Source organism: Pararoseomonas sp. SCSIO 73927 (genome assembly GCF_037040815.1).
Classification (GTDB): Bacteria; Pseudomonadota; Alphaproteobacteria; order Acetobacterales; family Acetobacteraceae; genus Roseomonas.
In genome coordinates this window covers 557,479-580,683 of sequence record NZ_CP146232.1, presented here as the reverse complement: position 1 = coordinate 580,683, position 23,205 = coordinate 557,479, and the positions used below count along the sequence as shown (strand labels likewise).

Annotated in this window: 23 protein-coding genes; 14 read left to right on the top strand and 9 right to left on the bottom strand. The window is 72.0% G+C overall.

Annotated features, from left to right (window positions below):
- Positions 1-8: 8 nt before the first annotated feature.
- Positions 9-2,615: a winged helix-turn-helix domain-containing protein gene (locus VQH23_RS02800; RefSeq protein ID WP_338664096.1), complete on the bottom strand. Its 2,607-nt coding sequence runs from the start codon at positions 2,613-2,615 to the stop codon at positions 9-11.
- Positions 2,616-3,238: 623 nt separating this feature from the next.
- Between VQH23_RS02800 and VQH23_RS02795 the strand changes: the two genes are divergently transcribed.
- From VQH23_RS02795 to VQH23_RS02780, 4 genes are all read left to right on the top strand, one after another.
- Positions 3,239-4,030 carry an alpha/beta hydrolase gene (locus VQH23_RS02795; RefSeq protein ID WP_338664095.1) on the top strand — a complete coding sequence of 264 codons (792 nt, stop codon included), beginning with the start codon at positions 3,239-3,241 and terminating at the stop codon, positions 4,028-4,030.
- A 373-nt stretch (positions 4,031-4,403) separates the two neighbouring features.
- A complete protein-coding gene (locus VQH23_RS02790; protein ID WP_338664094.1) occupies positions 4,404-5,183 on the top strand; it encodes a response regulator transcription factor in 780 nt (259 codons plus the stop codon).
- A gap of 141 nt (positions 5,184-5,324) precedes the next feature.
- Positions 5,325-5,651 (top strand): nuclear transport factor 2 family protein, encoded by a 327-nt coding sequence (locus tag VQH23_RS02785; protein WP_338664093.1) that lies wholly within the window; start codon positions 5,325-5,327, stop codon positions 5,649-5,651.
- The gene (locus VQH23_RS02780) at positions 5,651-6,439 is read left to right on the top strand and encodes an SDR family oxidoreductase (protein ID WP_338664092.1); all 789 of its coding nucleotides are present in this window, start codon (positions 5,651-5,653) and stop codon (positions 6,437-6,439) included. Before VQH23_RS02785 ends, VQH23_RS02780 begins: the two co-directional genes overlap by 1 nt.
- Before the next feature lie 106 nt (positions 6,440-6,545).
- Here VQH23_RS02780 and VQH23_RS02775 read toward each other — a convergent pair whose 3' ends face one another.
- Positions 6,546-7,532 carry a LysR family transcriptional regulator gene (locus VQH23_RS02775; protein WP_338664091.1) on the bottom strand — a complete coding sequence of 329 codons (987 nt, stop codon included), beginning with the start codon at positions 7,530-7,532 and terminating at the stop codon, positions 6,546-6,548.
- A gap of 253 nt (positions 7,533-7,785) precedes the next feature.
- Between VQH23_RS02775 and VQH23_RS02770 the strand changes: the two genes are divergently transcribed.
- From VQH23_RS02770 to VQH23_RS02740, 7 genes are all read left to right on the top strand, one after another.
- Positions 7,786-8,175 (top strand): hypothetical protein, encoded by a 390-nt coding sequence (locus VQH23_RS02770; RefSeq protein WP_338664090.1) that lies wholly within the window; start codon positions 7,786-7,788, stop codon positions 8,173-8,175.
- Between the two features lie 161 nt (positions 8,176-8,336).
- The gene (locus VQH23_RS02765; protein WP_338664089.1) at positions 8,337-8,693 is read left to right on the top strand and encodes a hypothetical protein; all 357 of its coding nucleotides are present in this window, start codon (positions 8,337-8,339) and stop codon (positions 8,691-8,693) included.
- Positions 8,694-8,856: 163 nt separating this feature from the next.
- Positions 8,857-9,225, top strand: a complete 369-nt coding sequence (locus tag VQH23_RS02760; protein WP_338664088.1) for a DUF2946 family protein — start codon at positions 8,857-8,859, stop codon at positions 9,223-9,225.
- Between the two features lie 97 nt (positions 9,226-9,322).
- Complete coding sequence (locus VQH23_RS02755; RefSeq protein ID WP_338664087.1) at positions 9,323-11,590, top strand: TonB-dependent siderophore receptor; 2,268 nt, start codon at positions 9,323-9,325, stop codon at positions 11,588-11,590.
- A gap of 14 nt (positions 11,591-11,604) precedes the next feature.
- A complete protein-coding gene (locus VQH23_RS02750; protein ID WP_338664086.1) occupies positions 11,605-13,011 on the top strand; it encodes a PepSY domain-containing protein in 1,407 nt (468 codons plus the stop codon).
- A 60-nt stretch (positions 13,012-13,071) separates the two neighbouring features.
- Positions 13,072-13,839, top strand: coding sequence for a DUF3891 family protein (locus tag VQH23_RS02745; RefSeq protein WP_338664085.1), 768 nt, complete (start codon positions 13,072-13,074; stop codon positions 13,837-13,839).
- Between the two features lie 161 nt (positions 13,840-14,000).
- On the top strand, positions 14,001-15,005 hold the full coding sequence (locus VQH23_RS02740) for a tripartite tricarboxylate transporter substrate binding protein (RefSeq protein ID WP_338664084.1): 1,005 nt from the start codon (positions 14,001-14,003) through the stop codon (positions 15,003-15,005).
- A gap of 160 nt (positions 15,006-15,165) precedes the next feature.
- On the opposite strand, the gene VQH23_RS02735 is transcribed toward VQH23_RS02740, so the two are convergent.
- Positions 15,166-15,408 (bottom strand): hypothetical protein, encoded by a 243-nt coding sequence (locus tag VQH23_RS02735; protein WP_338664083.1) that lies wholly within the window; start codon positions 15,406-15,408, stop codon positions 15,166-15,168.
- 243 nt (positions 15,409-15,651) lie between these two features.
- On the opposite strand from VQH23_RS02735, the gene VQH23_RS02730 reads away from it, so the two are divergent.
- The 3 genes from VQH23_RS02730 (at position 15,652) to VQH23_RS02720 (ending at position 17,747) form a co-directional block, all read left to right on the top strand.
- The gene (locus VQH23_RS02730; protein ID WP_338664082.1) at positions 15,652-15,939 is read left to right on the top strand and encodes a hypothetical protein; all 288 of its coding nucleotides are present in this window, start codon (positions 15,652-15,654) and stop codon (positions 15,937-15,939) included.
- Between the two features lie 98 nt (positions 15,940-16,037).
- On the top strand, positions 16,038-17,003 hold the full coding sequence (locus VQH23_RS02725; RefSeq protein ID WP_338664081.1) for a pirin family protein: 966 nt from the start codon (positions 16,038-16,040) through the stop codon (positions 17,001-17,003).
- A gap of 414 nt (positions 17,004-17,417) precedes the next feature.
- The gene (locus tag VQH23_RS02720) at positions 17,418-17,747 is read left to right on the top strand and encodes a hypothetical protein (protein WP_338664080.1); all 330 of its coding nucleotides are present in this window, start codon (positions 17,418-17,420) and stop codon (positions 17,745-17,747) included.
- 178 nt (positions 17,748-17,925) lie between these two features.
- Here VQH23_RS02720 and VQH23_RS02715 read toward each other — a convergent pair whose 3' ends face one another.
- From VQH23_RS02715 to rpsR, 6 genes are all read right to left on the bottom strand, one after another.
- Entirely contained in the window at positions 17,926-18,705 is a 780-nt protein-coding gene (locus VQH23_RS02715; protein WP_338664079.1) for an ATP-binding cassette domain-containing protein, read from the bottom strand.
- Positions 18,702-19,490: an ABC transporter permease gene (locus VQH23_RS02710; protein WP_338666039.1), complete on the bottom strand. Its 789-nt coding sequence runs from the start codon at positions 19,488-19,490 to the stop codon at positions 18,702-18,704. Before VQH23_RS02710 ends, VQH23_RS02715 begins: the two co-directional genes overlap by 4 nt.
- Before the next feature lie 14 nt (positions 19,491-19,504).
- Positions 19,505-20,587: an alanine racemase gene (alr, locus tag VQH23_RS02705; protein ID WP_338664078.1), complete on the bottom strand. Its 1,083-nt coding sequence runs from the start codon at positions 20,585-20,587 to the stop codon at positions 19,505-19,507.
- 9 nt (positions 20,588-20,596) lie between these two features.
- A complete protein-coding gene (locus VQH23_RS02700) occupies positions 20,597-22,129 on the bottom strand; it encodes a replicative DNA helicase (protein ID WP_338664077.1) in 1,533 nt (510 codons plus the stop codon).
- Positions 22,130-22,339: 210 nt separating this feature from the next.
- On the bottom strand, positions 22,340-22,906 hold the full coding sequence (rplI, locus tag VQH23_RS02695) for a 50S ribosomal protein L9 (protein WP_338664076.1): 567 nt from the start codon (positions 22,904-22,906) through the stop codon (positions 22,340-22,342).
- A 15-nt stretch (positions 22,907-22,921) separates the two neighbouring features.
- On the bottom strand, positions 22,922-23,200 hold the full coding sequence (gene rpsR, locus VQH23_RS02690) for a 30S ribosomal protein S18 (protein WP_043830720.1): 279 nt from the start codon (positions 23,198-23,200) through the stop codon (positions 22,922-22,924).
- Positions 23,201-23,205 lie beyond the last annotated feature (5 nt).

The following is a 23,205-nucleotide window of genomic DNA, read 5'->3' as shown; positions in this document are numbered from 1 at the left end:
GCGCAGCATCACGGGGCCGACCCGAGGGCGGAGGCCTCGGCCATCATCTCCTCCTCCCCGAGGGCAGCGCCCTGCGCCGCGAGCCGCTCGATCGCCTCCGGGCTCAGGCGCGCGCGCAGCACCGCGAGCAACCGGTCGTGGACCGCCTGCGAGCCGATGCTGCGCACGGTGCCCGACCGCGCATGGCCGGACCGGACATGGCCGTAGAGCCGCCCTGCCGTGGTCAGGTCGCCCTCAACCGCCGCGATCAGGGCCAGCCTCTCGAGGTTCGCGGCCACCTCGTGCGGCAGCCGCATGATCCGCGCGGCCGCCAGCCGCTCCGCGACGATCGGGCGCGCGCGGGCGATGTCGCCCACGACCAGGAGGTAGGACGCGACGGCCCCGGCGATGTGCTGCACCCAAGCGGAGCGGGCCTGTGCCGGCCCGAGCGAGGCCGGCGCACTCTGCGCGACCGCGATGGCCTCCTCCATCCGGCCCGCCGCGCAGTGGAGCTCGGCGATGCTGCCCAGCGTCAGGGCGACGTCGCGCGGGCTGCGAAGGCGCTGCGCGATGAGGAGCGCCTCCTCCAGGTCGGCCTGGGCCGCGGCGGGCTGGCCGTCGCGCAGGTGGGCCACGGCCCTGACCCGGAGGAGGGATATGAGGGCCTTGCTCTCCCGCCGCTCGCGGAGCACGCCTTCCGCCTCGCCGAGCAGGGGCCAGGCCTCGGGGAGGCGCCCTGCCACGATGTGCTGCCAGGCCTGCCGCCACAGCGCACGCCCGAGGTCGAGGCGGTGCCCGCTGGCGCGGAACAGCGCGGTTGCCTGCTGCGCGGCGTGGAGCGCCTGGGCGCCCCGGGGAGCGACCCATCCGCAGCGGCCGAGCCAGAGCCGGCCCGCCACCTCGGGCGGGGTCGTTCCGTCGATCCGGGAGATCGCCAGGTCGAACCAGTCGCGCAGCTCGCCCGTCAGCGACAGCTCGCCCCAGACGTGCTCGGTCAGGCTCGCCAGCTCGACGCCCAGCCGCTCGTCCCCGTCCGGCCCGAAGGCCCAGGCGAGGCCCGCCCGCAGGTTCTCGAGCTCCGGCGCGTAGAGCGCGAACCATTCCTCGTCGGGCATGAACGGCCAGTCCGCCTCGGCCCGTTCATAGGCTTTCACCAGCCACTGCCCCAGGCTGCGCCGCGCCTCGGCCAGTTCGGTGGCGGAGAGGCGCTCGGCGGCGTAGTAGCGCGTCGAGTCCAGCAGGCGGTAGCGCGCCTGCACCCCTGTCAGATCCGCCTGGACCAGCGACTTGTCCACCAGCGCGGCGATCAGGCCGCAGACGGCGTCCTCCCCGGCGGCGCACTCTGCCACGAAGGCGGCGGAGCCCGCGGTCCAGGTGCCGGCGAAGACGGAGAGCCGCAGCAGGAGCGCGCGCTCCAGCGGCTCGAGCAGGTCGAGGCTCCAGCCGATCGTGGCCCTGAGCGTCTGCTGCCGGGCCAGCGCCGTCCGCCGCCCCGCGGTGAGCAGCTCGAAGTGGCGCTCCAGCCTCTCGCGCAGTTCCGCCAGGGTCATGGCCTGCAGCGCCGGGGCGGCGAGCTCGATGGCGAGCGGAATACCGTCCAGGCGCTGGCAGATCCTGGTGATCTCGCCCGCATCGGCATCGCCCGGCGCGAAGTCGCCGAGCGCCGCGCGGGCGCGCTCGACGAAGAGCTCGCTGGCCGGGTAGTCCGCCAGCCGCGCGGCGGTGACCGCGAGCTCGGGCGGCGCCGCGCCCAGGGGCTGCAGCCGGTGCAGCCGCTCGCCCTCGGCGCGAAGCGGCTCGCGGCTGGTCGCCAGGATCACGATGCCGGGGCAGCCCCGCAGGATCGCCTCGGCGGCATCGGCGGCGGCGCGCAGCAGGTGCTCGCAGCTGTCGAGCACCAGCAGCCCGCGCCGGCCGGCCAGGGCGGCGAGCACGACGCGGAGCGCGTCGCCGCCGCCGACATCGACGCCGAGCGCGGCGGCGATGGTGGCGGCGACGAGGCGGTGATCCTCCACCGGCCCGAGATCCGCGAGCCAGTTCCCGTCAGGGTGGCAGCGCCGGATGCGGTCGGCGACGGCAAGGGCGAGCCGCGTCTTGCCCACGCCGCCGGCCCCCACGACCGTGACGAGCCGGGAGTCGTGGAGTGCGGACACCATCCGGTCGAGGTCGCCGTCGCGGCCGATGAGCTTCGTCAGCGGGCGGGGCAGGTCCCCCGGCCAGGGAGTGGCGCCCGCCGGCGCCGGCGTCTCCGCCCCGGATCGCACCCCCGGCTGCACCGGCGACGGGCGGGAGGGGACGGGGCGGGGCTGCTGCCCATCCTCGGCCGGCACCTCGGCGACGGGTGCGACGAAGCGGTACCCCCGCCCGGACAGGGTCGCGATGATGCCGCTGCCGAGAAGCCTGCGCAGGCCCGCGACATGGACGGTGATATTACCCTCCTCCACGACGCGGCCAGGCCAGACCAGGTCCATCAGCTCATCCTTGGAGACGACGCGGTCCCGCCGTTCCACCAGGGCGAGGAGGAGGTCGAAGGCCCGCCCGCGAATCGGCACCTCCCTCCCCTCGGCCACGAGGGCGCGGCGGTCCGGGACGAGGCGGTAGGGGCCGAAGGCGAAGGCTTTCACGGTCTTGGCCATTTCGACCCCATTTGGAAAGATTCACAATCCTTCACTCGCCGCGCCAAGTGGCGGCAGCCATCAATCCGAGGGAGGAACAACGACACTGGTCCGAACCTGGGCCGTCGTGTGCCGTCGTGTGCGACCGGCAATTCCTCCATGCGACGGCCGGCAAAGCCGAAGAGGGCGGAACGGTCAAGGGGACGGGATCGGCGACATGCTGCTGACCGGGAGCACCGTTCCCGCGAGGCCGGGTGACCGCCGCCTCGGCCATGCGCCCGACCATGGCACGGTGGCGGGCTGCGGCGTTACGCCACGCCGAACCATGGCAGGGCGAGGGCGCTCGACCTGCTGGCCGTGACGGCCCATGCCATCATGGGAATGTCACATGGGAATGGGCCTGAGGCATCCCGGGCACCTGGAGAATTTGGATGTTTTCGGCGCCATCACCAGGACGTTGCGGCGCTGAGGTGCGACCTTGCGACGGCAGGCGCCCGGCAGCGGGCGTGCCGAGCAGAGGATCCAGCGGTGCAGACCCGTCCTGATGGACGGGATCGTGCCGGGACGTCTCCGTCTCGTCCGGGCCCGGAGGCCGCCGCCGCCCCTGGCCTGAACCCACCGCCCACCCAGAAGGAAACCCAGTGATGACCACCACGCGACGCGACATCATCGCGGCCAGCACCGCCGTGGGCATGGCCGGTGCCGCGCAGGCACAGACGGCGAACCAGGCCACTTCGCCCCAGCCCGTCAGGAACGTCGTGCTGGTGCACGGCGCCTTCGCGGACGGCTCGGGCTGGCGCGGCGTCTATGATGAGCTGACCTCCCGCGGGTACCGCGTCAGCATCGTGCAGAACCCGCTCACCTCCCTGGCCGACGATGTCGCGGCCACGCGCCGGGTCTTGGAGAGGCAGGACGGCCCGACGGTCCTCGTCGGCCACTCCTACGGCGGCAGCGTCATCACCGAGGCGGGAGTTCATCCGAAGGTCGCCGGCCTCGTCTACGTCGCGGCGCTGGCGCCGGATGCGGGCGAGTCCACCGGGGGCCAGTTCGCCGAGATCCCCGCCCCGCCCGTCTTCGTCATCGAGACGCAGGCCGACGGGTTCGGCTTCGTGAACCTGGAGAAGTTCAAGGCCGGATTCGCCGCCGACACGAGCGATGCCGACGCGGCCTTCATGCGGGACTCGCAGGTGCCGATCAACATGGCGGCCTTCGGCAGCAAGCTCAGCCATGCCGCCTGGCGCACCAAGCCGAGCTGGGCCGTCGTGCCGAGGCAGGACAGCGCGATCGACCCCCGCCTGCTGCGCCAGACGGCGCGCCGGATCAACGCGACGACGGAGGAGCTGGATGGCAGCCACGTCGTGTTCCTGACGAAGCCGAAGGCCGTGGCCGAGGTGATCGTGCGCGCCGCCGAGGGCGCGGGCCGCGCCGCGCGCTGATCCTGCCGGCACCGGGCCTGCAACAGGGCCGGGGGGGACACTGCCCCTCGGCCTCGCCCGCTCTCCTGCGAGATCGGTGGCAGACCGAGGCCGGCGTGCCCGCCGGCCTCGGTGCTTTGAGCAGAGGCAGGGACATGCGCGAGCGTTCCGGCCCGCGCTCCGCCGCCTGAGCTACGGCACCCTATCCTGCGCGCAGCGGATGGGTCGGTCCGTCGGCGCGTGGCGGCGGGCGGCTGTACGGGCGCTTCGGGCTGACCGGATGCCGGCGGCGGGCGGCGACAGCATCCGCAGCTCTTCCAGAGAGCCATCGCCGACCGGCCGCGGTGCCGGAACCCCGTGCTTTCCAGTCGCTGCATCGGAGGCTCCTCGAGTGATGATCGATCCTTCCATCGCCACACCGCCAGTGAACCGGGCATTGCCCTTGGAGTGGCCCTGCCGCCTCGGGCGCGTGCTCGTGGTCGATGACGACCGGGAGGCCCGCGACGCGGTCCTGGCCGAGCTGGCGGATCACCAGTGCCACGCCGTCGGGTCCTCCGGCCGGGATGTGCAGCATCATCTGCAACGCAGCCAGTTCAGCCTTGTCATCCTGGACGTGCGCGCGGGGCGGATCGACGGCTTCGGCGTCCTGCGGCGGATCCGCGCGCATTCCGACGTTCCCGTCATCCTCACCACGAGGCAGCAGCAGGACGAGGTGGACCGCATCCTCGGGCTCGAGCTCGGCGCGGACGAGTTCTCCCGCGATCCGCTCAACCCCCGCGAGCTCCTGGCGCGCGCCCACGCCATCCTGCGCCGGCAGGAGGTGGGGCGGCGCCAATCCGCCGCGGTGACGGCCCGCGGCGGCTACCGGTTCAACGGCTGGGAGCTGCGCCGCTGCACCAGGGTCCTGACGAACCCGGCCGGCGAGGTCGTCGAGCTGACGAAGACGGAGTACGCGCTGCTAGTAGCGTTCCTCGAGGCCCCGCGCCGGCCCCTTTCACGCGCCCACCTCATCCGGACGACGAAGGCGCACGAGGATGTCCAAGATCGCAGCATCGACGTGCAGGTGCTGAGGCTGAGGCGCAAGATCGAGGCCGACCGCTCCGGTTCCCGGCTGATCAGGACGGAACGCGGCATCGGCTACATCCTGGATGTCCCAGTCGAGATCCTGTTCTGAGCGGGACGCTGCGCTTCATCCCCGGCCCGTGGGGCGGGCACTTACCTTCGCGTGCGTTCCTTACCCCGGCGTCCGTTCTTGTCATCCGCAGACCTCGGAAGCAGCTCTACGCCGACGCAACCTGACTGCCGGAGAGAAGCCGTGCCGAATGACCTGCCACCACCGGTCGCGACCTATGTCGAAGCGAATGCGCGGCTCGATGCGGAGGGCATGCTGGCGCCCTTCGCCGAGGATGCCGTCGTGCTCGACCACGGGCGACGCCACGCGGGACACGACGAGATCAGGACCTGGATCCGGTCGGAGACCATCCGGAGCAACGCCGTCTTTACGCCGGGAACCTCGCGCGAGCGGGACGGCAGGGTCGTGGTGGAGGGCCTGACCGCGGGCGCTTTCCCCGGCAGCCCGATCCGGTTCACCTTCGTGTTCGAGATCCGTGGCGAGACCATCACGGCGCTGGAGATCGCGTGATGGCGCAGCAGAACCGACCGGCCGAGCTCGAGGGGCGCCGGGTCCTGGTCACCGGCGGGAGCAAGGGGGCCGGCAGGGCAACGGTCGAGCGCTTCCTGGCCGCCGGCGCGCAGGTGATGAGCGCCGCGCGGCACCCGCCGGAGGACCTTCCGGGGGCGCAGTTCGTGGCGGTGGACCTGACGACGCCCGACGGGCCCCGCGCGCTCGCGCAGGCGGCCGCGGAGCGCCTGGGCGGGGTGGACGTGCTGGTGCATGTCCTCGGCGGCTCCGCCGCGCCGGGCGGCGGCTTCGCTGCGCTGACCGATGATCACTGGAGCACCGAGCTCAACCTGAACCTGATGGCGGCGGTCCGGCTCGATCGCGCGATCCTGCCGCAGATGATTGAGCGCGGCGGCGGTGCCGTCATCCACGTCTCCTCCATCCAGCGCCGCCTGCCGCTTCCGGATTCCACCACCGCCTACGCGGCGGCGAAGGCCGCGCTGACGACCTACAGCAAGGCGCTCTCGAAGGAGGTCGGGCCCAAGGGGGTGCGGGTCAACGTCGTCTCGCCCGGCTGGATCTACACCGAGGCGGCGGAGGCCCTGGTGGACCGCATCGCCGCCAGCACGGGAGGGACGGCGGAATCCGCCCGCCAGAGCATTCTGGATGCGCTCGGCGGCATCCCCATCGGTCGTCCCGCCAGGCCGGAGGAGGTGGCCGAGCTCATCGCCTTCCTGGCCTCGGACCGGGCATCCGCCATCCACGGCGCGGAGTACGTGATCGACGGCGGCACGATCCCGACGGTGTAGCCGTGGCGGCGCGACCGTCGCGCCGCCAGCGCCTCGTTCACGCCATCCGCGCTGGGGTGGGCCGGGTCGTGCGCCCGGCCCTCGTTCCGCCGGTCGCGCGCATCACTTACCCTTCCGGCATGGCGGCCGCGATCTGGGCGCGCAGCCAGCCGTGCTCGGGGTCGCGATGGCGGCGCTCATGCCAGATCAGGAAGGGCTCGTGCATGGGAAGGGGGACGGGAAGGTCCAGGACGGCCAGGCGGGCCATCCCGGCCGCCTGCACCGCCACGCGGCGTGGCACGATCAGGATGAGGTCCGTCTCGGCGAGGGTGACCAGCGCGGTGAGCAGGTTCGGGAGGCGGAGCGGCTGCTGGTCCGGCAAGCTGAGCCGCTGCATGCCGTCATGCACATGGCCGAACCCCTCCTCCGTCTCGCCCGAGATCAGGACGTGGCGGAGTTCGTTCAGCCGCTCGGAGGTCAGTGGACCGGCCAGTGCGGGGTGATCCTCGCGCACCAGGCCGACGAGGCGGTCGGCCGGCAGCTTGCGGGCGAAGATGCCGGCCGGTGCGTCCTCGATCTGCCCGATGGCGAAGTCGATCTCGCCGCGCTCCAGCCGCTTCAGCGCGGAGGCCAGGGTGGGCTCGGCCGCGACCTCGATATGGGGCGCGTGCTCGGCGAGGCGGCGGAGCAGCGGCGGCAGCAGGACCGGCACCTGGTGGTCGGGCAGGGCGATCGTGACCTTCGCGTGCCGGACCTCCGGCGGCAGGAGCTCGCTGCCCAGGACGTCGCGGATCTGGTCCAGGATCGGCGGCAGCTGCTCCGCAAGCCTCTCGGCGCGGCGCGTCAGGACCAGCCCGGTCGAGCTCCGCACCAGCAGGTCGTCGCCCAGCACGCCGCGCAGCCGCGACAGCGCCCGGCTCATCGCCGGCTGGCTGAGCCCGACGCGCCTCCCCGCCTGGGTGACGCTGCGGCAGTTGAGCAGCGCTTCGAGCGCGACCAGAAGGTTGAGGTCGTGGGCGGCGAGATTGATCCTCGCCGGGCCGGCGGGCGTGGAGCGCAGTTGCTCTGCGCCCACGGGCGTGCGGCGATCCGGCCGGACAAGGCTTTCGAACATGGGGGACTCCGCGTCTCATCCGATGGCCGGCGCAAGGGGCGCTGGCCGCGATGACGAGGCTTCTCGGCCGGTGATCTTCCGTCCTGATGTCGAATTCCGTTCCAAGTGTTAGCGCTGTAAGAGTGGCACGCAGGGCAGGGCGCATCGGCAGGGGAAGGCCGCGCTCCTACGGGGCGCTGCACCGCCCTGCGCGGCCCGCGTTGACGATGGCTCATCGGCGAGTCCACCTTGGCGCGACAGAGGAGCCAGCCAGATGCAGCGCCGCAACCTTCTTCCCCTGGGGCTTCTCCCCGTGGTGGCCGCCTGCGCGCCTCGGATCGCGCCGATCCACCGGGGAAGTGGCTACTTCACAGGGACGGCGTCACTGACGAGGAGGAGCGACGAGATCAAGCGCGCCGCCGCCCGGCGCGGCTGGATCATGACGGAGCAGGCGCCGGGATGGCTGCGCGGAACACTCAACCTCCGGACGCACCAGGCCGTGGTTGACGTGCGGTTCGATACCGAGCGCTTCACCATCACCTACGTGTCCAGCCAGGACCTGAACTATGAGCAGGGCTACATCCACCCGAACTACAATCAGTGGATACGCTACCTGGAGCAGGACATCGCCCTCGAGGCGCAGAGGACCAGCGGCCTGGATTGAGTTGTTCGGTTCGCGCGCTCCGTCGGACGGGACGCTGCTCGATGCGGGACGGTGCTTGCGGATGCGCTCGCCGCGTGAGCCCATCTTTGCGCGGTCCCAACCAGCCCCCGTGCCGGGTTTAATGGGGCCGCTCCTCTCAACCCCGGCCAGGTAGGCGATCTGTGCAGAGCCCCACCAACGCCCTGCGGGGGTTCCTGCGGGCCGTGGACCTCATCCCCTACCTTGCCGTCCTGGCAGTCCCGCTGGCCTGGGCGGCCTGGGTGATGGGCCTGGGCGGCAACGCGACGAGGGAGGAGGTCGAGGCGTCCCTGTGGCTCAAGGGCTATCTCGCGACACTCCTCTTCGTGCCAGCGATGATCGCGTGCGGCGTCCTGGAGTGGCTGACCCATCGCTTCGTGTGGCCGCGGGCGCGCATCGCGATCCGCCTGTTCCGGTGGGTGCACGTCCTGATCGTATTCGGTCCCGTCATCGCCTTCGCGGCCCTGCTGGCCCTGCCGGCGTCATGGCGGCCCTTCTGAGCCACGGCAGGCGCTGCTGCCTCCGCCTCGCCGTCCGTGCGGCCGGAGGGGGCGGACGGCCCTGGGACGCCGTGCGGATCCCGGTTCGGGGCGCCCGCAAGAGAAAGGTCGCCGGCACGGCGCCAGGGTGACGGAGGCGTTGTAAGCCGCTAAGGAACCTTCCATGCGCCGCCACCCGAGAGGCCTCGTTCGCCTTCTCGCCTGCCTGCTGCTCCTGCAGTGGGCGGGGGCCGTGCTGCCGCATGCCCGCGCTATGGCGCAGCTCGCCTCGGCCCAGCTGATCGAGCTCTGCACCCACGAGGGAACGCGCAGGATCCTGGTCGGCGAGGATGGCCAGCCGATCAAGGCGAGCCAGACCGTCGACTGCTCCACCCTGTGCTTCGCGCCGGCCGCCCTCCCGATGGCCGAGCCGCTCGCGGTGCCTCTGCCCGTCGCCTATGCCCTGGTGGCCGAGCACTTCGGGCGGGAGGGGCTGCCCTCCAGCCCGCCGCGCGCACCGCCCCAACAGCCCAGGGCACCACCCTTCACCTGACCACCGGCTCATCGCCGGGCGAGGCCTTCCGCGCCGCGCCCGGCCTTGTCGCGCGTGCCCGCACGCGCACACCACCGCTGTTCAGGAAACGCGCTCCATGCGCCCGACCACCCTATCCCCGCGCCCGGCGCGCGACATCCGTGCCCTCTCGCCCGTTTCCCATGCAGGGCCTTCCCCGCGCCGTCACCTGGGCATCGGCCTGGGTTCCGCCCTCCTCGCCTCCACGGGACTGACGGTCCCGGCGCTCGCCCAGGAGGCCCCGGTCGAGGTGCCGGAGGTGCGGGTCCGGGCCGGCGCCTTTGGAACCGGCGCGGCGGCCGCGGCGGCCCGCCTCGACCAGCCGACGCGGACGGGCAGCCTTCTCGGCCTCACCCCGGCCGAGACCCCGGCCACCGTCGACCTCGTCACCCAGGAGGAGATGCAGGAGCGCGGCCTGCGGGACCTCACCGAGGTCTACAACGCCGCCCCCGGCGTCCGCGCCGGCAACATCCCGGGCTCGCCGGCCGCCGCCAACATCCGCGGCCTGCCCCGGACCGCGGTGGGATACCTGCTGGACGGCGCCCGGTCCGTCGATCCCGGCCTCGTCTCGCGGGACTACGACAGCTTCGCCTTTGAGCGGGTGGAGTTCATCAAGGGGCCGGCCTCGGTCGTGAATGGCATCGGCTCGCTCGCCGGCACAATCAACCTCGTGACACGCCAGCCCGTGATCGGGGCCGACTTCAACGAGGCGCTGCTCGGCTACGGTAGCTTCAACCGCTTCCGCAGCGGGGCCGGGTTCAACCGCTCCTTCGGGAACTGGGGCGCGGTCCGCTCGGCCTTCAGCTACTCCACCTCGGACGGCTACGTGGACGACACGGATGCCCGCCGCATCGCCTTCACCACCGCCTTCACCGCCCGCGCGACGGACCAGCTGACGCTGGACACCTCCTTCGCCTATTTCCGGGACGATTTCGGCACCCCCTACCAGGGTGCCACCACCGTGCCCCGCGCCCTCGCGCGCGATCCGAGCGGCGCCGTCACCGCCCCAGGCGGCTACGTCATCGACCGGGTGACGCGGAGCCGGAACCTCAACGTGGAGGACGGGGTGCAGCGCTCCGACGCCTTCCTGCTGCGCCAGAACGCCCGCTACCGGCTCTCCGCCGATTGGACCCTCTCGAACGAGTTCTCCTACTACACCTCCGACCGCCGCTGGGCGAACTCGGAGGACTACAGCTTCAACGCGCGCACGGGCCTCCTGGACCGCAGCTCGACCCTCATCACCCACGACCAGAGCTTCGTCTCGGACCGCATCGCGGCGGCCTATGACGGCACGATCGGCGGGCTGCGGAACCGCTTCACCGGCGGCTACGAGTTCTACCGGACCGACCTGTTCTCGAAGCGCCGGTTCGGCACCGTCGCCTCCGTCAACCCGTTCAACCCGGTCCGCGGCGTGTTCCCGGCCGACACGGCAGCCAACTTCTCCACGCGGCAGGACTTCGACAGCACGGTCAGCTCCCACTCCGTCTTCGCCGAGAACGCGCTCAACATCACCCCCTCCTGGCTCGTGCTCGGCGGGATCCGCTACGAGGGCATGGATCTTGACCGGCGGGTGGACGACCTGAACAGCGGGGCCACCACCCGCTTCAACCGCCACTTCGACAGCGTTTCCTGGCGCCTGGGCACCACCTACGAGGTGCGGCCGGGGCTCACCCTCTTCGCGCAGTACACGCGCGCCACCGTGCCCATCACCACGCTCCTGACCAGCAACACCGCCAACGCGCGCTTCGACCTCTCGTCGGGTGACTCCTACGAGGTCGGGGCCAAGGCGGCCGTTCTGGACAACCGGGCGGTCGTGACCGCCTCGCTCTATGGGATCGAGCAGGACGACATCCTGACCCGCGACCCCGTGCAGCCCTCGCTCACCCGCCAGGGTGGCAGCCTGCGGAGCCGGGGCGTGGAGCTGGACGCCTCGGTGGACATCACCCCGGGGTGGAAGCTCGGCGGCAACGTCGCCCTGCAGCGGGTGGAGTACACGGAGCTGCGCAGCGCCGGCGGGCAGGACCTGTCCGGCCGGCGCCCGCCGAACTCGGCCAACTTCCTCCTCAACGCCTACACAAGCTACCGCCTGGCCGACATCCCCCTCAGCTTCGGGGCGGCGGTGCGGCATGTCGGTTCCAGCTACACGGACGACGCCAACACGACGAGGCTGAACCCCTACACCCTGCTGGACGCCTTTGCCGCCTACGAGGTCGGCGGCGGCACGCTGACGCTGCGGGGCCGGAACCTGACCAACGCCTTCTATGCGGAGTGGTCGGGCTACGGCTCGCAGCAGATCTACCTCGGCGCGCCGCTCAGCGTGGACCTCACCTACAGCGTCCGGTTCTGAGGGAGGGCGGCGTCATGGCCACACCCGCTCGCTCCCTCCACGGCATGATCTGGCGCTGGCACTTCTATGCCGGACTCTTCGTCGTCCCGTTCCTCGTCATCCTGTCCCTGACCGGGACGGTCTATCTCTTCGAGAGGGAGATCAACGACGCCCTGCAGCCGGGGCTGCGCTTCGCCTCCTCGGCCTCCGCGCCATCCGTTCCCGTGGGCGCGATGGCATCGGCGGCGGAGGCCGCCCTCCCGGGCGGGCGTGTCACGCGCATTGACATGCCCGAGGAGGCGGGGCGCACGGCGCAGCTCTTCCTCACGACAGGCGGGGGCGAGGCCCTGCGGGTCTTCGTGGATCCGCCCACGGGCCGGGTGCTGGGCTCGCACGTCTACGAGCGGACGCTGGTGGGCTTTGCGGACCGGATGCACGGCTCGCTGCTGCTCGGCGACTTCGGCGACGCCATCGTCGAGCTCGCCGCCTCCTGGACCGTCATCCTCGTCCTCAGCGGCCTGTATCTCTGGTGGCCGCGGGGCGGGCGGATGGACGGGAAGTGGTTCCCGCGACTGCGGGCGCGGCGCCGGCCGCTCTGGCGGGACATCCACCAGGTGGTCGGCCTCTACACGGGCGCGCTGATCGTCTTCCTCGTCGTCACCGGCCTGCCCTGGGCGACGATCTGGGGCGGGCAGGTCCTGGCGCCGGTCAGCAACGCCGCTAACCTCGGCTATCCCGAGGGATCGAGGCGCGCGATGCAGAGCACGGCCGGGCCGGTCGCGGCGGTCATGCCCGATGCGCCCTGGACCCTCCACCAGGCGCCCATGCCGGCCTCTACGGGCGGGGGGGCGTGCGGGGGCGGCCACCACCACGAGGACGTTGCGGCCTGTCCGGCCGCGTCGGCGGTCTCGCTCGACAGGGCCGTGGAGATCCTGGCCGCTGCCGGGATGCCCGGCGGCTACCGCCTCAGCCTGCCCCGCGGGGAGAGGGGGGTCTACATGGCCGTGGCCTACCCCCACCAGCCCGAGGCGCAGCGGACGGTCCATATCGACCAGTACTCCGGTGAGATCCTGGGCGATGTCGGCTTCCGCGAGTACGGCGCCGTGGCGAAGGCCGTGGAGCTCGGCGTCGCCATCCACATGGGCCGGTACTTCGGGCTGGCGAACCAGCTCCTCATGCTGCTGCCCTGCATCGGTATCCTCGCGCTCGTGACCACCGGCACGGTCATGTGGTGGAAGCGGCGGCCGAAGGGCGAGCTGGCCGCTCCTCCGCGGGCAGAACGCCCCGTCCCGCCGGGGCTGCTGGCCATCATCGCCGGGCTGGGCATCCTCTTCCCCCTCGCGGGCGCGTCGATGCTCGTCGTCGGCCTGGTGGACGGGCTGCAGCGGGCCTGCCGCGGCTGGGCACGCCGGCTCGCCGGGGCGCGGCGCGTTCGGCCGTGATGCGGCTGCTGCCGGGTGCGGCGGCCGCGTCCGCAGGCCCCTCTCGCGCGTTGACGCCGCATGATCCTGCGAAGCCTGGAGGACGGCGCCCGCCTCCTCATCCCCCAGCCCTCCCACGCCATCCTCTCGGGCCAGATGATGGCCGCCTGGGGCGCCCCCGGCTTCGCGCGGCCGGACCCGGCGCCGGAGGTGATCCTCGCCGCCGGGCTGCACGACGTGGCCTGGCTGGGCTGGGAGGCGGCCCCGACCCTCAACCCGGAGACCGGCCTGCCCCACGCCTTCACCGAGCTCGGCGCGGCGGTCCATGCCCCGATGTGGGCGCGGGGGGTGGAGACGGCCCGCGCCGCCTGGGGCCTCTGGCCCGCCCTGCTGATCTCACTGCACGGCTCGCGCATCTACACGCAGTACATGGACCCGGATCGCCTGCCGCCGGAGGACCACGCCGCGATCGACCGCAACAACGCGAAGGAGAGGGCGTTGCAGGAGGACTGGGCCGCCAGGCTGGGCGCGACGCCGGAGCAGGTGGCGCGGAACTCCGCCCTTGTCGCGGTCACCGACGCCCTCTCCCTCGCCCTCTGCTTCGCCGACCCGGACAAGGCGGGGGAGGCCCCGATGGAGGATGGCGGCACCCGGAAGATGCGGCTGGTGCGGCAGGGGGCGTCCCGCTGGTCCCTGGATCCCTGGCCCTTCCGCGAGGGCGAGCTGACCCTCCGCTGCGAGGCGATCCGCCTCCCGGCCGGGACGCGCTGGACCGACGAGGAGGCGATGCGCCGGGACCTGCGCGACGCGCGCTGGAGCACGCTGGCCGAGACCCTGGTCCCGGCCTGACGGGGCGGGACGGCTTCGCCGCCCTGGGGACGGCTTGGCCGCCCCGGGGACGGCATCGCCGCCCCGGGGTTGCGACCCCCTGGCGCGATGCGTCCCGAAATGGAATCACCGGGACCGACTGCGGATGGGGGCCGACACCCCTCCGGCGGGAGGAGAACGAGATGAACCCTGATCGCACCGCACCCACCCGGCGCGCCCTCCTCGGCGGCGCGGCGCTGGCGGCGCTCGCGCCCGCCGCCCGCGCGCCCGATGCCCACGCCCAGGAGCCCTGGCCCACGCGCCCCGTGCGGGTGATCGTGCCCTTCCCGCCGGGCGGCACGCCGGACACGGCGGCGCGGGCCCTGGTGCCACACCTCTCGGAGGCCTTCGGCCAGCCTTTCGTGGTGGACAACCGCTCCGGCGCCGGCGGCAATCTCGGCACGGACCTGATCGCCAAGGCGCGGGACGGGCACACGATCGGGGTGAGCATCAACGGGCCGTTGGTAACCGCCCCCGCCCTCTACGCGCGCCTGCCCTACGATCCGGCGGCGGACCTCACCTACCTTTCGCAGCTCGTGCGCGGGGCGCAGCTGCTGGTCGTGCATCCTTCCGTGCCGGCGCGGGATCTCGCCTCCTTCGTCGCCCACGCCAAGGCGAATCCGGGGACGATGAGCTTCGGCTCCGTCGGCCCCGGCTCGGCCGGGCACCTGGCGATGGAGGAGCTGAAAGCGCGGCTGGGGATCGACCTGGTCCACGTGCCCTATCGCGGCTTCCCCGAGGCGACGCTGGACCTCGTCGCCGGGCGCATCCAGGCGATGATCCAGATCGCGGCCGGCATCATCCCGCAGGTGCAGGACGGCAGGGCGCGCGCCCTGGCCGTGACGGCGGATGTGCGCCTGGCGAGGCTGCCCGAGGTGCCCACCCTGGCCGAGGCGGGGGTGCCGGACGCGGCGAGCTACGCCTGGATCGGGCTGGTCGCCCCGTCCACGACGCCCGCGGGCGTGGCCGCGCGGCTCTCGGCCGAGACGCGGACGGCGCTGACGGAGCCGCGGGTGCGCGGCGTGCTGGAAGGGGCGGGGTTCGAGGTGGTCGCCTCCACCTCCCAGGCCTTCACGGAGCTGACCGCGGCGGAGCGGCAGCGCTGGGCCGGGCTGATCCGGCGGCTGGGCATCACCGCCGACGGCTAGGGCCTAAAGGGCGGAGGGGAAGGGCGCCCCCACGGCTTCGGGGACCGTCCAGGGTGTGCGGTCGGGAAGGGGCGCCGTGGCCCGCCCGGCCCGCGGGGTGGCGCCCGGAACGGGCTCGACGCCTCACCCGTCGGGCGCGAGGTGGCGCCGAAGGCCTGCCTCAGAGCTGCCGGTGGAACGGCTGCTGCTCGAGCCGGACCGTCTCGCGCCAGCGCTCCTGCCACTGGGCCGTTCGCGCCGCTACCTCGTCCGGTGGCGCGATTCTCTGGATCAGGACCAGCCCGACGGCGCGGAGGAGAGCCCTGGACAAGTCGCGTTCATTGAAGCACGCGACCAACTCCTCCAGAATCTCGTCGAGACCTTCCGGGGTATCGTCGAGCCAAGAGGGCCTGCTCTCCGCCATTCTGGCCTCCCGAGATGCAGTTGGTTTCTTCAGACGTGTCATCCGTTCCGCGAACGTCAAGGCGGTGCCCCCAGCATACAACGGTAAATTTCGCTGACATCCGCTATCTTTTGTCTATCGAAACTTTCTACCCGCACGGGCCTTCTTCGGTGACATTTACATGAACGGACTCGAGGGTTGATGGGACAGGGTGCACGGCGCTCGCCTAACCTTCCGGACGCGCGCGCGCGGAAGCGGGAGGTGGTGGAAGCTCTTCTCGGATCTCCGGAGCGGCTGCGCTCGGAAGGCCTCGCTGCGCTGCGGGCGATGCGCCGGGCGGCGGCGGAGCCAACCTTCTCGCTGGAGGAGCGGGCCGAGTACCAGGACTTAGTGAACCGGCTGGAGCGGGCGCAAGCGGCCGACTGGTCGGAGAGGCGGCGCGCGGGACAGGCTTCCACCCGGGACGAGGCAGGACCCAGCCCGCCGGACCCCCCGCCGGCGGAGGACCGGGAGCGCACCGGCGAGAGGCCGGTGACCCTCGCGGCCGCTTAAGTCCCGCCTCGCCGGAACGCTTGGCTTGGCTGCGCCGATCGCATGGCGTGACCGCCCGCACCCTGCCGTGCCAGGATGGAACCGGCGGAGGGTTCCCGATGAGCGTCGATGGCGATCCGACAGGGCTGATGCCCGAGTGCGGCGCGGGGCCGGTAGGGCAGGTGATCCTGCCCCGCACGCACGACATCGGCGGCTTCGAGGTGCGCCGCGCCCTGCCCGCGAAGGGGCGGCAGATGGTCGGCCCCTTCATCTTCTTCGACCAGATGGGGCCGGGTGAGTTCCTGACCGGGCAGGGGCTGGACGTGCGGCCGCACCCGCATATCGGCCTCTCCACCGTCACCTACCTGTTCGAGGGCGAGATTCAGCACCGGGACACGCTGGGCAGCGACCTGCCGATCCGGCCGGGCGACGTGAACTGGATGACGGCCGGGCGCGGCATCGCCCACTCCGAGCGCACGGCCGAGGCGCGGCGGGGCCACCCCAACCCGCTCTACGGCATCCAGTCCTGGGTGGCGCTGCCGCGCGCGCAGGAGGAGGCGATGCCGGGTTTCGCGCACCACCCCGCCGCTACCCTGCCCGTCATCGAGGAACGGGGCCTGCGGCTGCGTCTGATCGCGGGCACGGGCTGGGGCGCGCGCTCGCCCGTCGTCACCTCCTCGGAGCTGTTCTACGCGGATGCGGTGATGGCCCCCGGCGCCTCGCTGCCCCTGCCGGAACACGAGGAGCGCGGCGCCTACGTGGTGGAGGGCACGGTGGAGATCGCCGGCGACCGCTTCGAGGCCGGGCGGATGCTGGTGTTCCGCGCGGGCGAGGGACTTGCCATCACGGCGGGGCCGCAGGGCGCGCGGCTGCTGATGCTGGGCGGCGCCGCGATGGACGGGCCGCGCTTCCTGTTCTGGAACTTCGTCTCCTCCTCCCGCGAGCGGATCGAGCAGGCGAAGGACGATTGGCGCGCGGGGCGCTTCGGCACCGTGCCGGGGGACGAGAAGAAGTTCATCCCGCTGCCGGTTGAACGGGTGCGGGCGCAGGTGCAGGCGCCGTCCGGCGGGTCGCCGACAAGCTGATCCTGCGGGGGCAGTTCGTGGCCGGAGAGAGGACGGGTCCGGCCCATTGCCCGCAACCGGCCTTGGCTCCCTGACAAGTCACCGTGACTTGTCACCGTGACTTGTCAGGGAGGCCGGTGATACCCTCATGAGGTGTCACGGCGCTGTTGGGGCGAGGCCGCCCCCTGCAGGCGTAAAGGGGTCTTCATGCGGAAGACATTCAGGGGTTTGTACAAGAGGACGACGGCTGCCGCTGACGCCGGTCAGACCTACACAGCCAAGAGCGCGGGGGCTCCTGCCTCCCGGCACTTGCGGTCTGTCCCGAGCAAGCGGGAATGGGATGCCATGATGAGCCGCCTCGATCAGCGGTCCCGCGAGAACAGCGAGCAGGCCGATCAGGTCCTGCGCAAGCTCGGTATCCAGGCCTCCTAGCCAGTGGGCTTCTTCGACACGGCGGGGAAGCTGTGGGCCCTCGCGCGCAAGGTCGAAGAGCTTTTCGTCACCCAGGGGAAGCATGGGACGTCCATCAAGGAGATGGCGGCCCGCCTGGAGGAGATGGAAAAGAGGGTCGCCGCCCTGGAACAGCGCGAGGAGCTGCTGACTGAGCGGGCCCGGAGTGCCGCCAAGGATGGCGCCCACCAAGCGATGGGGGAAGTCTGGCGGGCCGTCGGGGCGCTGGAGGCGGATGCTCGGGCGAACGGCACGCGTCCTGTCATCGATTCCCGGCCCGCACGCCCCCGGTTGCCGAGGCAGCCCGAGGAGTAGATCGAGCTCAGCCGGCGCCAGGATCAGGATCCGGCTTCCGGTGCTTGTGCCCGCTCACGCCATTGTCGACGAGACCGCTGCCCAAGGTGGCCTCGCGTCCGGCTTCAGCTCCGGCACGTCCCGACCGAGGGGCGGGCGGTGCCGTCAGCCTTGATCCCCACGACCACCGGCCGGCGGCCTACTTCCGCAGTTCCATCGCGATCGGCCCCTCGCGCTCCCCGCGGGCGAACTGGTCCACCAGGGGGTTTCCCGTCTCGCCCAGGGCGGAGGCCGGGCCGGTCCAGACGATGCGGCCCTTGTGCAGCATCGCCGCGTCGTCGCCGATGCGGCGGGCGCTGGCCATGTCATGGGTGATGGTCACGGCGGTGGCGCCCAGGCGCTTCACGCAGTCCACGATCAGCCCGTCGATCACCGCGCCCATAATGGGGTCCAGCCCTGTGGTCGGCTCGTCGAAGAAGATGATCTCGGGCTGGGAGGCAATGGCGCGGGCGAGGGCCACGCGCTTCTGCATGCCCCCCGAGAGGGAGGCGGGGTAGAGTTCCCCCACGCCCATGCCGAGGCCGACATCCACCAGCGCCTCCACCGCGCGCTGGCGGGCCTTCTCGCGGGGGAGGCGGCCCTGGGCGAGAAGCTTGAAGCAGACGTTCTCCCAGACCGGCAGGCTGTCGAAGAGGGCGCCGTTCTGGAAGAGCATGCCGGTCCGGTCCAGCACCGCCTCCCGTTCCCGCCGGGACATGGCCAGCACGTTCCGGCCGTCGATCTCGATGGTGCCCTCGTCCGGGTCGATCAGGCCGAGGATGCACTTGATGGTGACGGACTTGCCGGTGCCGGAGCCGCCGAGGATGACCATGGAGCGGCCGGGCATCACGTCCAGGTCCACGCCGTCCAGCACGGGCTTGCCGTTGAAGGACTTCTTCAGGCCGCGCAGCCGGATCTTCGGCACCTGCATGTTGCTCATCGGGCGAAGAACGCCTCGGTCAGCACGTAGTCCAGGGCAAGGATGAGGATGGAGGAGGAGACGACGGCCGTGGTGGTGGCCGCCCCCACGCCCTGCGCGCCGCCGCGCGAGGTGTAGCCGCACCAGGTGCCCATCAGCGCCACGACGAAGCCGAAGACCGCTGCCTTCGCCAGGCCGCTGACCACGTCCATCCACTGCAGGAAGTCCAGCGTGGCCTTGAGGTAGGCGGGGCCGGAGAAGCCGAGCTTGAGGGTGCCGATGAGGTAGCCGCCCATGACGCCGAGGATGTCCGCCACCAGCACCAGCAGCGGCATGGCAAGAATGCCGGCCAGCAGGCGGGGGGTGACGAGGTACTTCATCGGGTTGGTGGAGAGGGTGGTGAGGGCGTCGATCTGGTCCGTCACGCGCATGGTGCCGATCTCCGCCGCGAAGGCGGCGCCGATGCGCCCGGCGATCATCAGCCCCGCCAGCACCGGGCCGAGCTCCCGCGTGATGGAGAGGACGACGACGTTGGCGATGGCCCCTTCCGCCCCGAAGCGGGAGAAGCCGGAATAGGATTGCAGCGCCAGCACCATGCCGGTGAACAGGGCGGTCAGCCCCACCACGGGCAGGGAGAACCAGGCGATATCCAGGAAGGCCCGCAGGAAGAGGCGGGGGTGGAAGGGCGGGCGCAGCAGGTGGCTCAGCGCCGTGAGCGCGAAGAGGGTGACCGCGCCGGTGCGCTGGCACAGGTCCAGGGCGGCGCGGCCGAGGGCCGCCACCCAGTCGAGCGGCGCGAGGGCCATGAGGGAGGGAGGGGTCACGCGGCGGTGTAGGCGCGGCGGTAGCGGGCGCCGAGGGCGGTCAGCACCTCGTAGCCGATGGTGCCGGCGCGGGCGGCCACGTCGTCCGGCGAGTTGCCGGGGCCGATCAGCTCGATCATGGAGCCTGGGCCGATGGCGGGATGGTCGGTCACGTCGAAGGCGGAGAGGTCCATGGAGATCCGGCCCACCAAGGGCACATCCTGCCAGTTGTGCCGGCCGATCGCCCGGCCGGAGAGGGACCTGAGATAGCCATCGGCGTAGCCCGCGGCAACGGTGGCGATCCTTGAGGGGCGAGGCGCCGTCCAGGCCGCGCTGTAGCCGACGGGGGTTCCGGCCGGGATCTCCCGCACCTGCAGCACGGGCGCGGCCAGGCGGAGGGTAGGGCGCATGGGGTTCGGACGCCCCGGGGTGGGGTTGAGGCCGTAGATCGCGCAGCCCGGCCGGGCGAGGTCCGAGGCGAAGTCCCGGCCGAGGAAGATGCCGGCGGAGTTGGCGAAGGAGGAGGGCGCCCCGGGCAGGCGGGCGCGGGCGGCGGCGAAGCGGGCGGCCTGGGCGGCGTTCATGAGGTGGGCCGGCTCGTCCGCGCAGGCCAGGTGGGTCATGACGTAGCGGAGGTCCAGGCCCCGGAGGGGGGAGGGATCCTCCGCCAGCGCGTCCAGCTCGGCGGGGGAGAGACCGAGGCGCGCCATACCCGTGTCCAGGTGCAGGATGGCGCCCCGCCCGGTGCCGGACCATGCGGCGATGTCGCCGGGGCTGTTCAGCACGGGGGTGAGGGCGGCGTCCCCATCGGCGCCGGGGGGGAAGCCGTTCAGCACGGCGATCATCGGCGCGGGGCCGAGGACCGGGCGGAGCGCCATGCCCTCCGCGATGCCGGCGACGAAGAAGTGGCGGCAGCCGGCGGCAGCGAGGGCCGGGGCCACGGCCGCGGCGCCCAGGCCGTAGGCGTCAGCCTTCACCGCCGCGCCCACCTTCCCGCCGCCGGCCTCCGCGTGAAGGGTCCGCAGGGTGCGCCAGTTGGCGGCGACGGCATCGAGATCGACGGTCAGGACGCCGGCGGGTTCAGCCCCGGTGGCGGTCAAGTCGGGGGTTTACTCATAGTTGTCCTGGTCGTGGGTCTGGTCGAGATCGCCGAAGCGGGTGAACTCGCCCTCGAAGAAGAGGCGGATGGTGCCGGTGGGGCCGTGGCGCTGCTTGGAGACGATGAGCTCGGCCTTGTTGTGGGCCATCTCCATGTCTTTCTGCCACTTGTCCAGGGCTTCCGTGTACTTCTCGCCGTTGTCGAAGTTCAGCTCCTTCGGCATTTTCTGGGCGAGGTAGTACTCGTCGCGGTACACGAACATCACCACGTCGGCGTCCTGCTCGATCGAGCCGGATTCGCGGAGATCGGCGAGCTGCGGCCGCTTGTCCTCGCGGCTCTCCACTTGGCGGGAGAGCTGGGAGAGGGCGATCACCGGGACCGACAGCTCCTTGGCGATGGCCTTCAGCCCCTGGGTAATCTGGCTGATCTCCTGCACGCGGTTCTCCGGCCGGGTTCCGGCGGCGGGGCGCATCAGCTGCAGGTAGTCCACGATGATGAGGCTCAGCCCCTTGGTCCGCATCAGCCGCCGGCAGCGGGTGCGGAGGGCGGAGATGGTGATGGCCGGGGTGTCGTCGATGAAGAGGGGGATGGAGGAGAGCTCCCGGCTCACCTCCACGAACTTGTCGAAGTCGCGCTGGGCGATGTCGCCGCGGCGGATGCGGTCGCCGGAGACGCGGGACTGCTCGGACAGGATACGGGTGGCGAGCTGGTCGGCGCTCATTTCCAGGGAGAAGATGGCGACGCCGCCGCGCACCACGGCGTTCGGATCCTTGTCCCGCGCCTCCCGGATCACGGCCTGGGCGGCGCCGAAGCCGATCTTCACGGCCAGCGCCGTCTTGCCCATGGCCGGGCGGCCCGCGAGGATCAGCAGGTCCGAGGGGTGCAGGCCGCCGAGCTTGCTGTCCACGTCCCGCAGCCCCGTGGAAAGGCCGGAGACGCCGCCGGGGGTGGAGAAGGCGCGCTCCGCGAGGTTCACCGCCTCGGCCAGGGCCTTCTCGAAGGTAACCATGCCGCCGTCCGAGGACCCGTCGGTGGCGAGGTTGAACAGGGCCTGCTCGGCCGCCTCGAGCTGGGCCTTGCCGTCCAGCTCCGGCTCCGCCCCGAAGGCGCGGTTCACCACCACCTCGCCGAGGTCCACCAGTTGGCGGCGCAGGAAGCAGTCGAAGATGACGCGGCCGTACTCGCCGGCGTTGATGATGCCGACCATGGCGGTGAGGAGCTGCGTCAGGTAGGCGGGGCCGCCCACCTCGTCCAGCAGGCCGGAGTGCTCGAACTCCGCCCGCAGGGTCACCACGTCCGCGAGCTGCCCGGCCTCGATCCGGCGCTGAACGGCGTGGAAGATGCGGCCGTGGATCGGGTCGGCGAAGTGTTCCGCCGCCAGGAACTCCGAAACCCGCTCATAGGCCTTGTTGTTGGCCAGGAGCGCGCCCAGCAGGGCCTGCTCCGCCTCGATGTTCGAGGGGGGCAGGCGCTGGGAGAGGCCCAGCAGCCCGTTGCCGGACGGCTCGGCCCCGGGCTGGACGAGGGAGTCGAAGGCGTTCATGGGTCCAGTCTAGCCCCCGGCGCGTGCCGCGTCCCCTCCGACCTTTCCCGGGGTCCTGTGGATGGCGGTGGATCATGTGGATAAGCCGCCACGGGCCCCCGCCCGGTGCCAGGACCGCGGCCTGATAACCCCGGCGCGACGTGCCGGAAACGCGAATGGCCGCCCCCCTGCGGAGGCGGCCATCCTTCCGGCGTGCCCGTGGCGCGCCGCTTACTCGCGGGCGGCGCCCAGCTCGGAGAGCTCGGCGGCCAGCTCGGCCTCGAGCGAGGCCTCCTCGGCCTCCTGCTCGGCCCGCAGGTCCTCGCCGCGCGCCTGCTTCTCCGCCTCTTCCGGGGAGCGGGCGACGTTCACGATCACGGGGATCGAGACCTCCGGGTGCAGCGCCACGCGGACGGTGGTGAGGCCCAGGGACTTGATCGGCTGCTCCAGGACGACCTGGTCGCGGGTGATCGTCAGGCCGGCGTCCTTCACCGCGTCCGCGATGTCGCGGCCGGAGACGGAGCCGTAGAGCGCGCCGCTCTCGCCGGCGGAGCGGATCAGGACGACCTGCAGGCCCTCCATCCGCTCGGCCACGCGCTCGGCCTCCTCGCGCCGCTTGATGTTCAGGGCCTCGAGCTGGGCGCGCTCGGCCTCGAACTTCTTGAGGTTCGTCTCGGTCGCGCGGATGGCGCGGCCGGAGGGGAGGAGGAAGTTGCGGGCGTAGCCGGGCTTCACCTTCACGGTGTCGCCCATCTGGCCGAGCTTCTCGACCCGCTGCATCAGGATGACGTTGATCATGGTGCTATGCCCCGATCAGTCGTTGATGACGTAGGGCAGCAGCGCCAGGAAGCGGGCGCGCTTGATGGCGTTCGCCAGCTCGCGCTGCTTCTTGGCGGAAACCGCCGTGATGCGGGAGGGCACGATCTTGCCGCGCTCGCTCAGGAAGCGGGAGAGCAGGCGCACGTCCTTGTAGTCGATCTTCGGCGCGTTCGGGCCGGAGAAGGGGCAGGACTTGCGGCGGCGGTAGAAGGGCCGGCGGGCGCCGACGGCCGGGCGGCGCGCGGCGGGGGTCAGGTCGGTCGTGTCGGACATCTTGG

What these genes read in the sequence shown, in the direction of transcription:
- VQH23_RS02800 (WP_338664096.1), bottom strand. Translation starts at nt 2,615, where the DNA reads ATGGCCAAGACCGTGAAAGCCTTCGCCTTCGGCCCCTACCGCCTCGTC.
- VQH23_RS02795 (WP_338664095.1), top strand. Translation starts at nt 3,239, where the DNA reads ATGACCACCACGCGACGCGACATCATCGCGGCCAGCACCGCCGTGGGC.
- VQH23_RS02790 (WP_338664094.1), top strand. Translation starts at nt 4,404, where the DNA reads ATGATCGATCCTTCCATCGCCACACCGCCAGTGAACCGGGCATTGCCC.
- VQH23_RS02780 (WP_338664092.1), top strand. Translation starts at nt 5,651, where the DNA reads ATGGCGCAGCAGAACCGACCGGCCGAGCTCGAGGGGCGCCGGGTCCTG.
- VQH23_RS02775 (WP_338664091.1), bottom strand. Translation starts at nt 7,532, where the DNA reads ATGTTCGAAAGCCTTGTCCGGCCGGATCGCCGCACGCCCGTGGGCGCA.
- VQH23_RS02770 (WP_338664090.1), top strand. Translation starts at nt 7,786, where the DNA reads ATGCAGCGCCGCAACCTTCTTCCCCTGGGGCTTCTCCCCGTGGTGGCC.
- VQH23_RS02760 (WP_338664088.1), top strand. Translation starts at nt 8,857, where the DNA reads ATGCGCCGCCACCCGAGAGGCCTCGTTCGCCTTCTCGCCTGCCTGCTG.
- VQH23_RS02755 (WP_338664087.1), top strand. Translation starts at nt 9,323, where the DNA reads ATGCGCCCGACCACCCTATCCCCGCGCCCGGCGCGCGACATCCGTGCC.
- VQH23_RS02750 (WP_338664086.1), top strand. Translation starts at nt 11,605, where the DNA reads ATGGCCACACCCGCTCGCTCCCTCCACGGCATGATCTGGCGCTGGCAC.
- VQH23_RS02745 (WP_338664085.1), top strand. Translation starts at nt 13,072, where the DNA reads ATGATCCTGCGAAGCCTGGAGGACGGCGCCCGCCTCCTCATCCCCCAG.
- VQH23_RS02740 (WP_338664084.1), top strand. Translation starts at nt 14,001, where the DNA reads ATGAACCCTGATCGCACCGCACCCACCCGGCGCGCCCTCCTCGGCGGC.
- VQH23_RS02735 (WP_338664083.1), bottom strand. Translation starts at nt 15,408, where the DNA reads ATGGCGGAGAGCAGGCCCTCTTGGCTCGACGATACCCCGGAAGGTCTC.
- VQH23_RS02725 (WP_338664081.1), top strand. Translation starts at nt 16,038, where the DNA reads ATGAGCGTCGATGGCGATCCGACAGGGCTGATGCCCGAGTGCGGCGCG.
- VQH23_RS02715 (WP_338664079.1), bottom strand. Translation starts at nt 18,705, where the DNA reads ATGAGCAACATGCAGGTGCCGAAGATCCGGCTGCGCGGCCTGAAGAAG.
- VQH23_RS02710 (WP_338666039.1), bottom strand. Translation starts at nt 19,490, where the DNA reads ATGGCCCTCGCGCCGCTCGACTGGGTGGCGGCCCTCGGCCGCGCCGCC.
- VQH23_RS02700 (WP_338664077.1), bottom strand. Translation starts at nt 22,129, where the DNA reads ATGAACGCCTTCGACTCCCTCGTCCAGCCCGGGGCCGAGCCGTCCGGC.
- rplI (WP_338664076.1), bottom strand. Translation starts at nt 22,906, where the DNA reads ATGATCAACGTCATCCTGATGCAGCGGGTCGAGAAGCTCGGCCAGATG.
- rpsR (WP_043830720.1), bottom strand. Translation starts at nt 23,200, where the DNA reads ATGTCCGACACGACCGACCTGACCCCCGCCGCGCGCCGCCCGGCCGTC.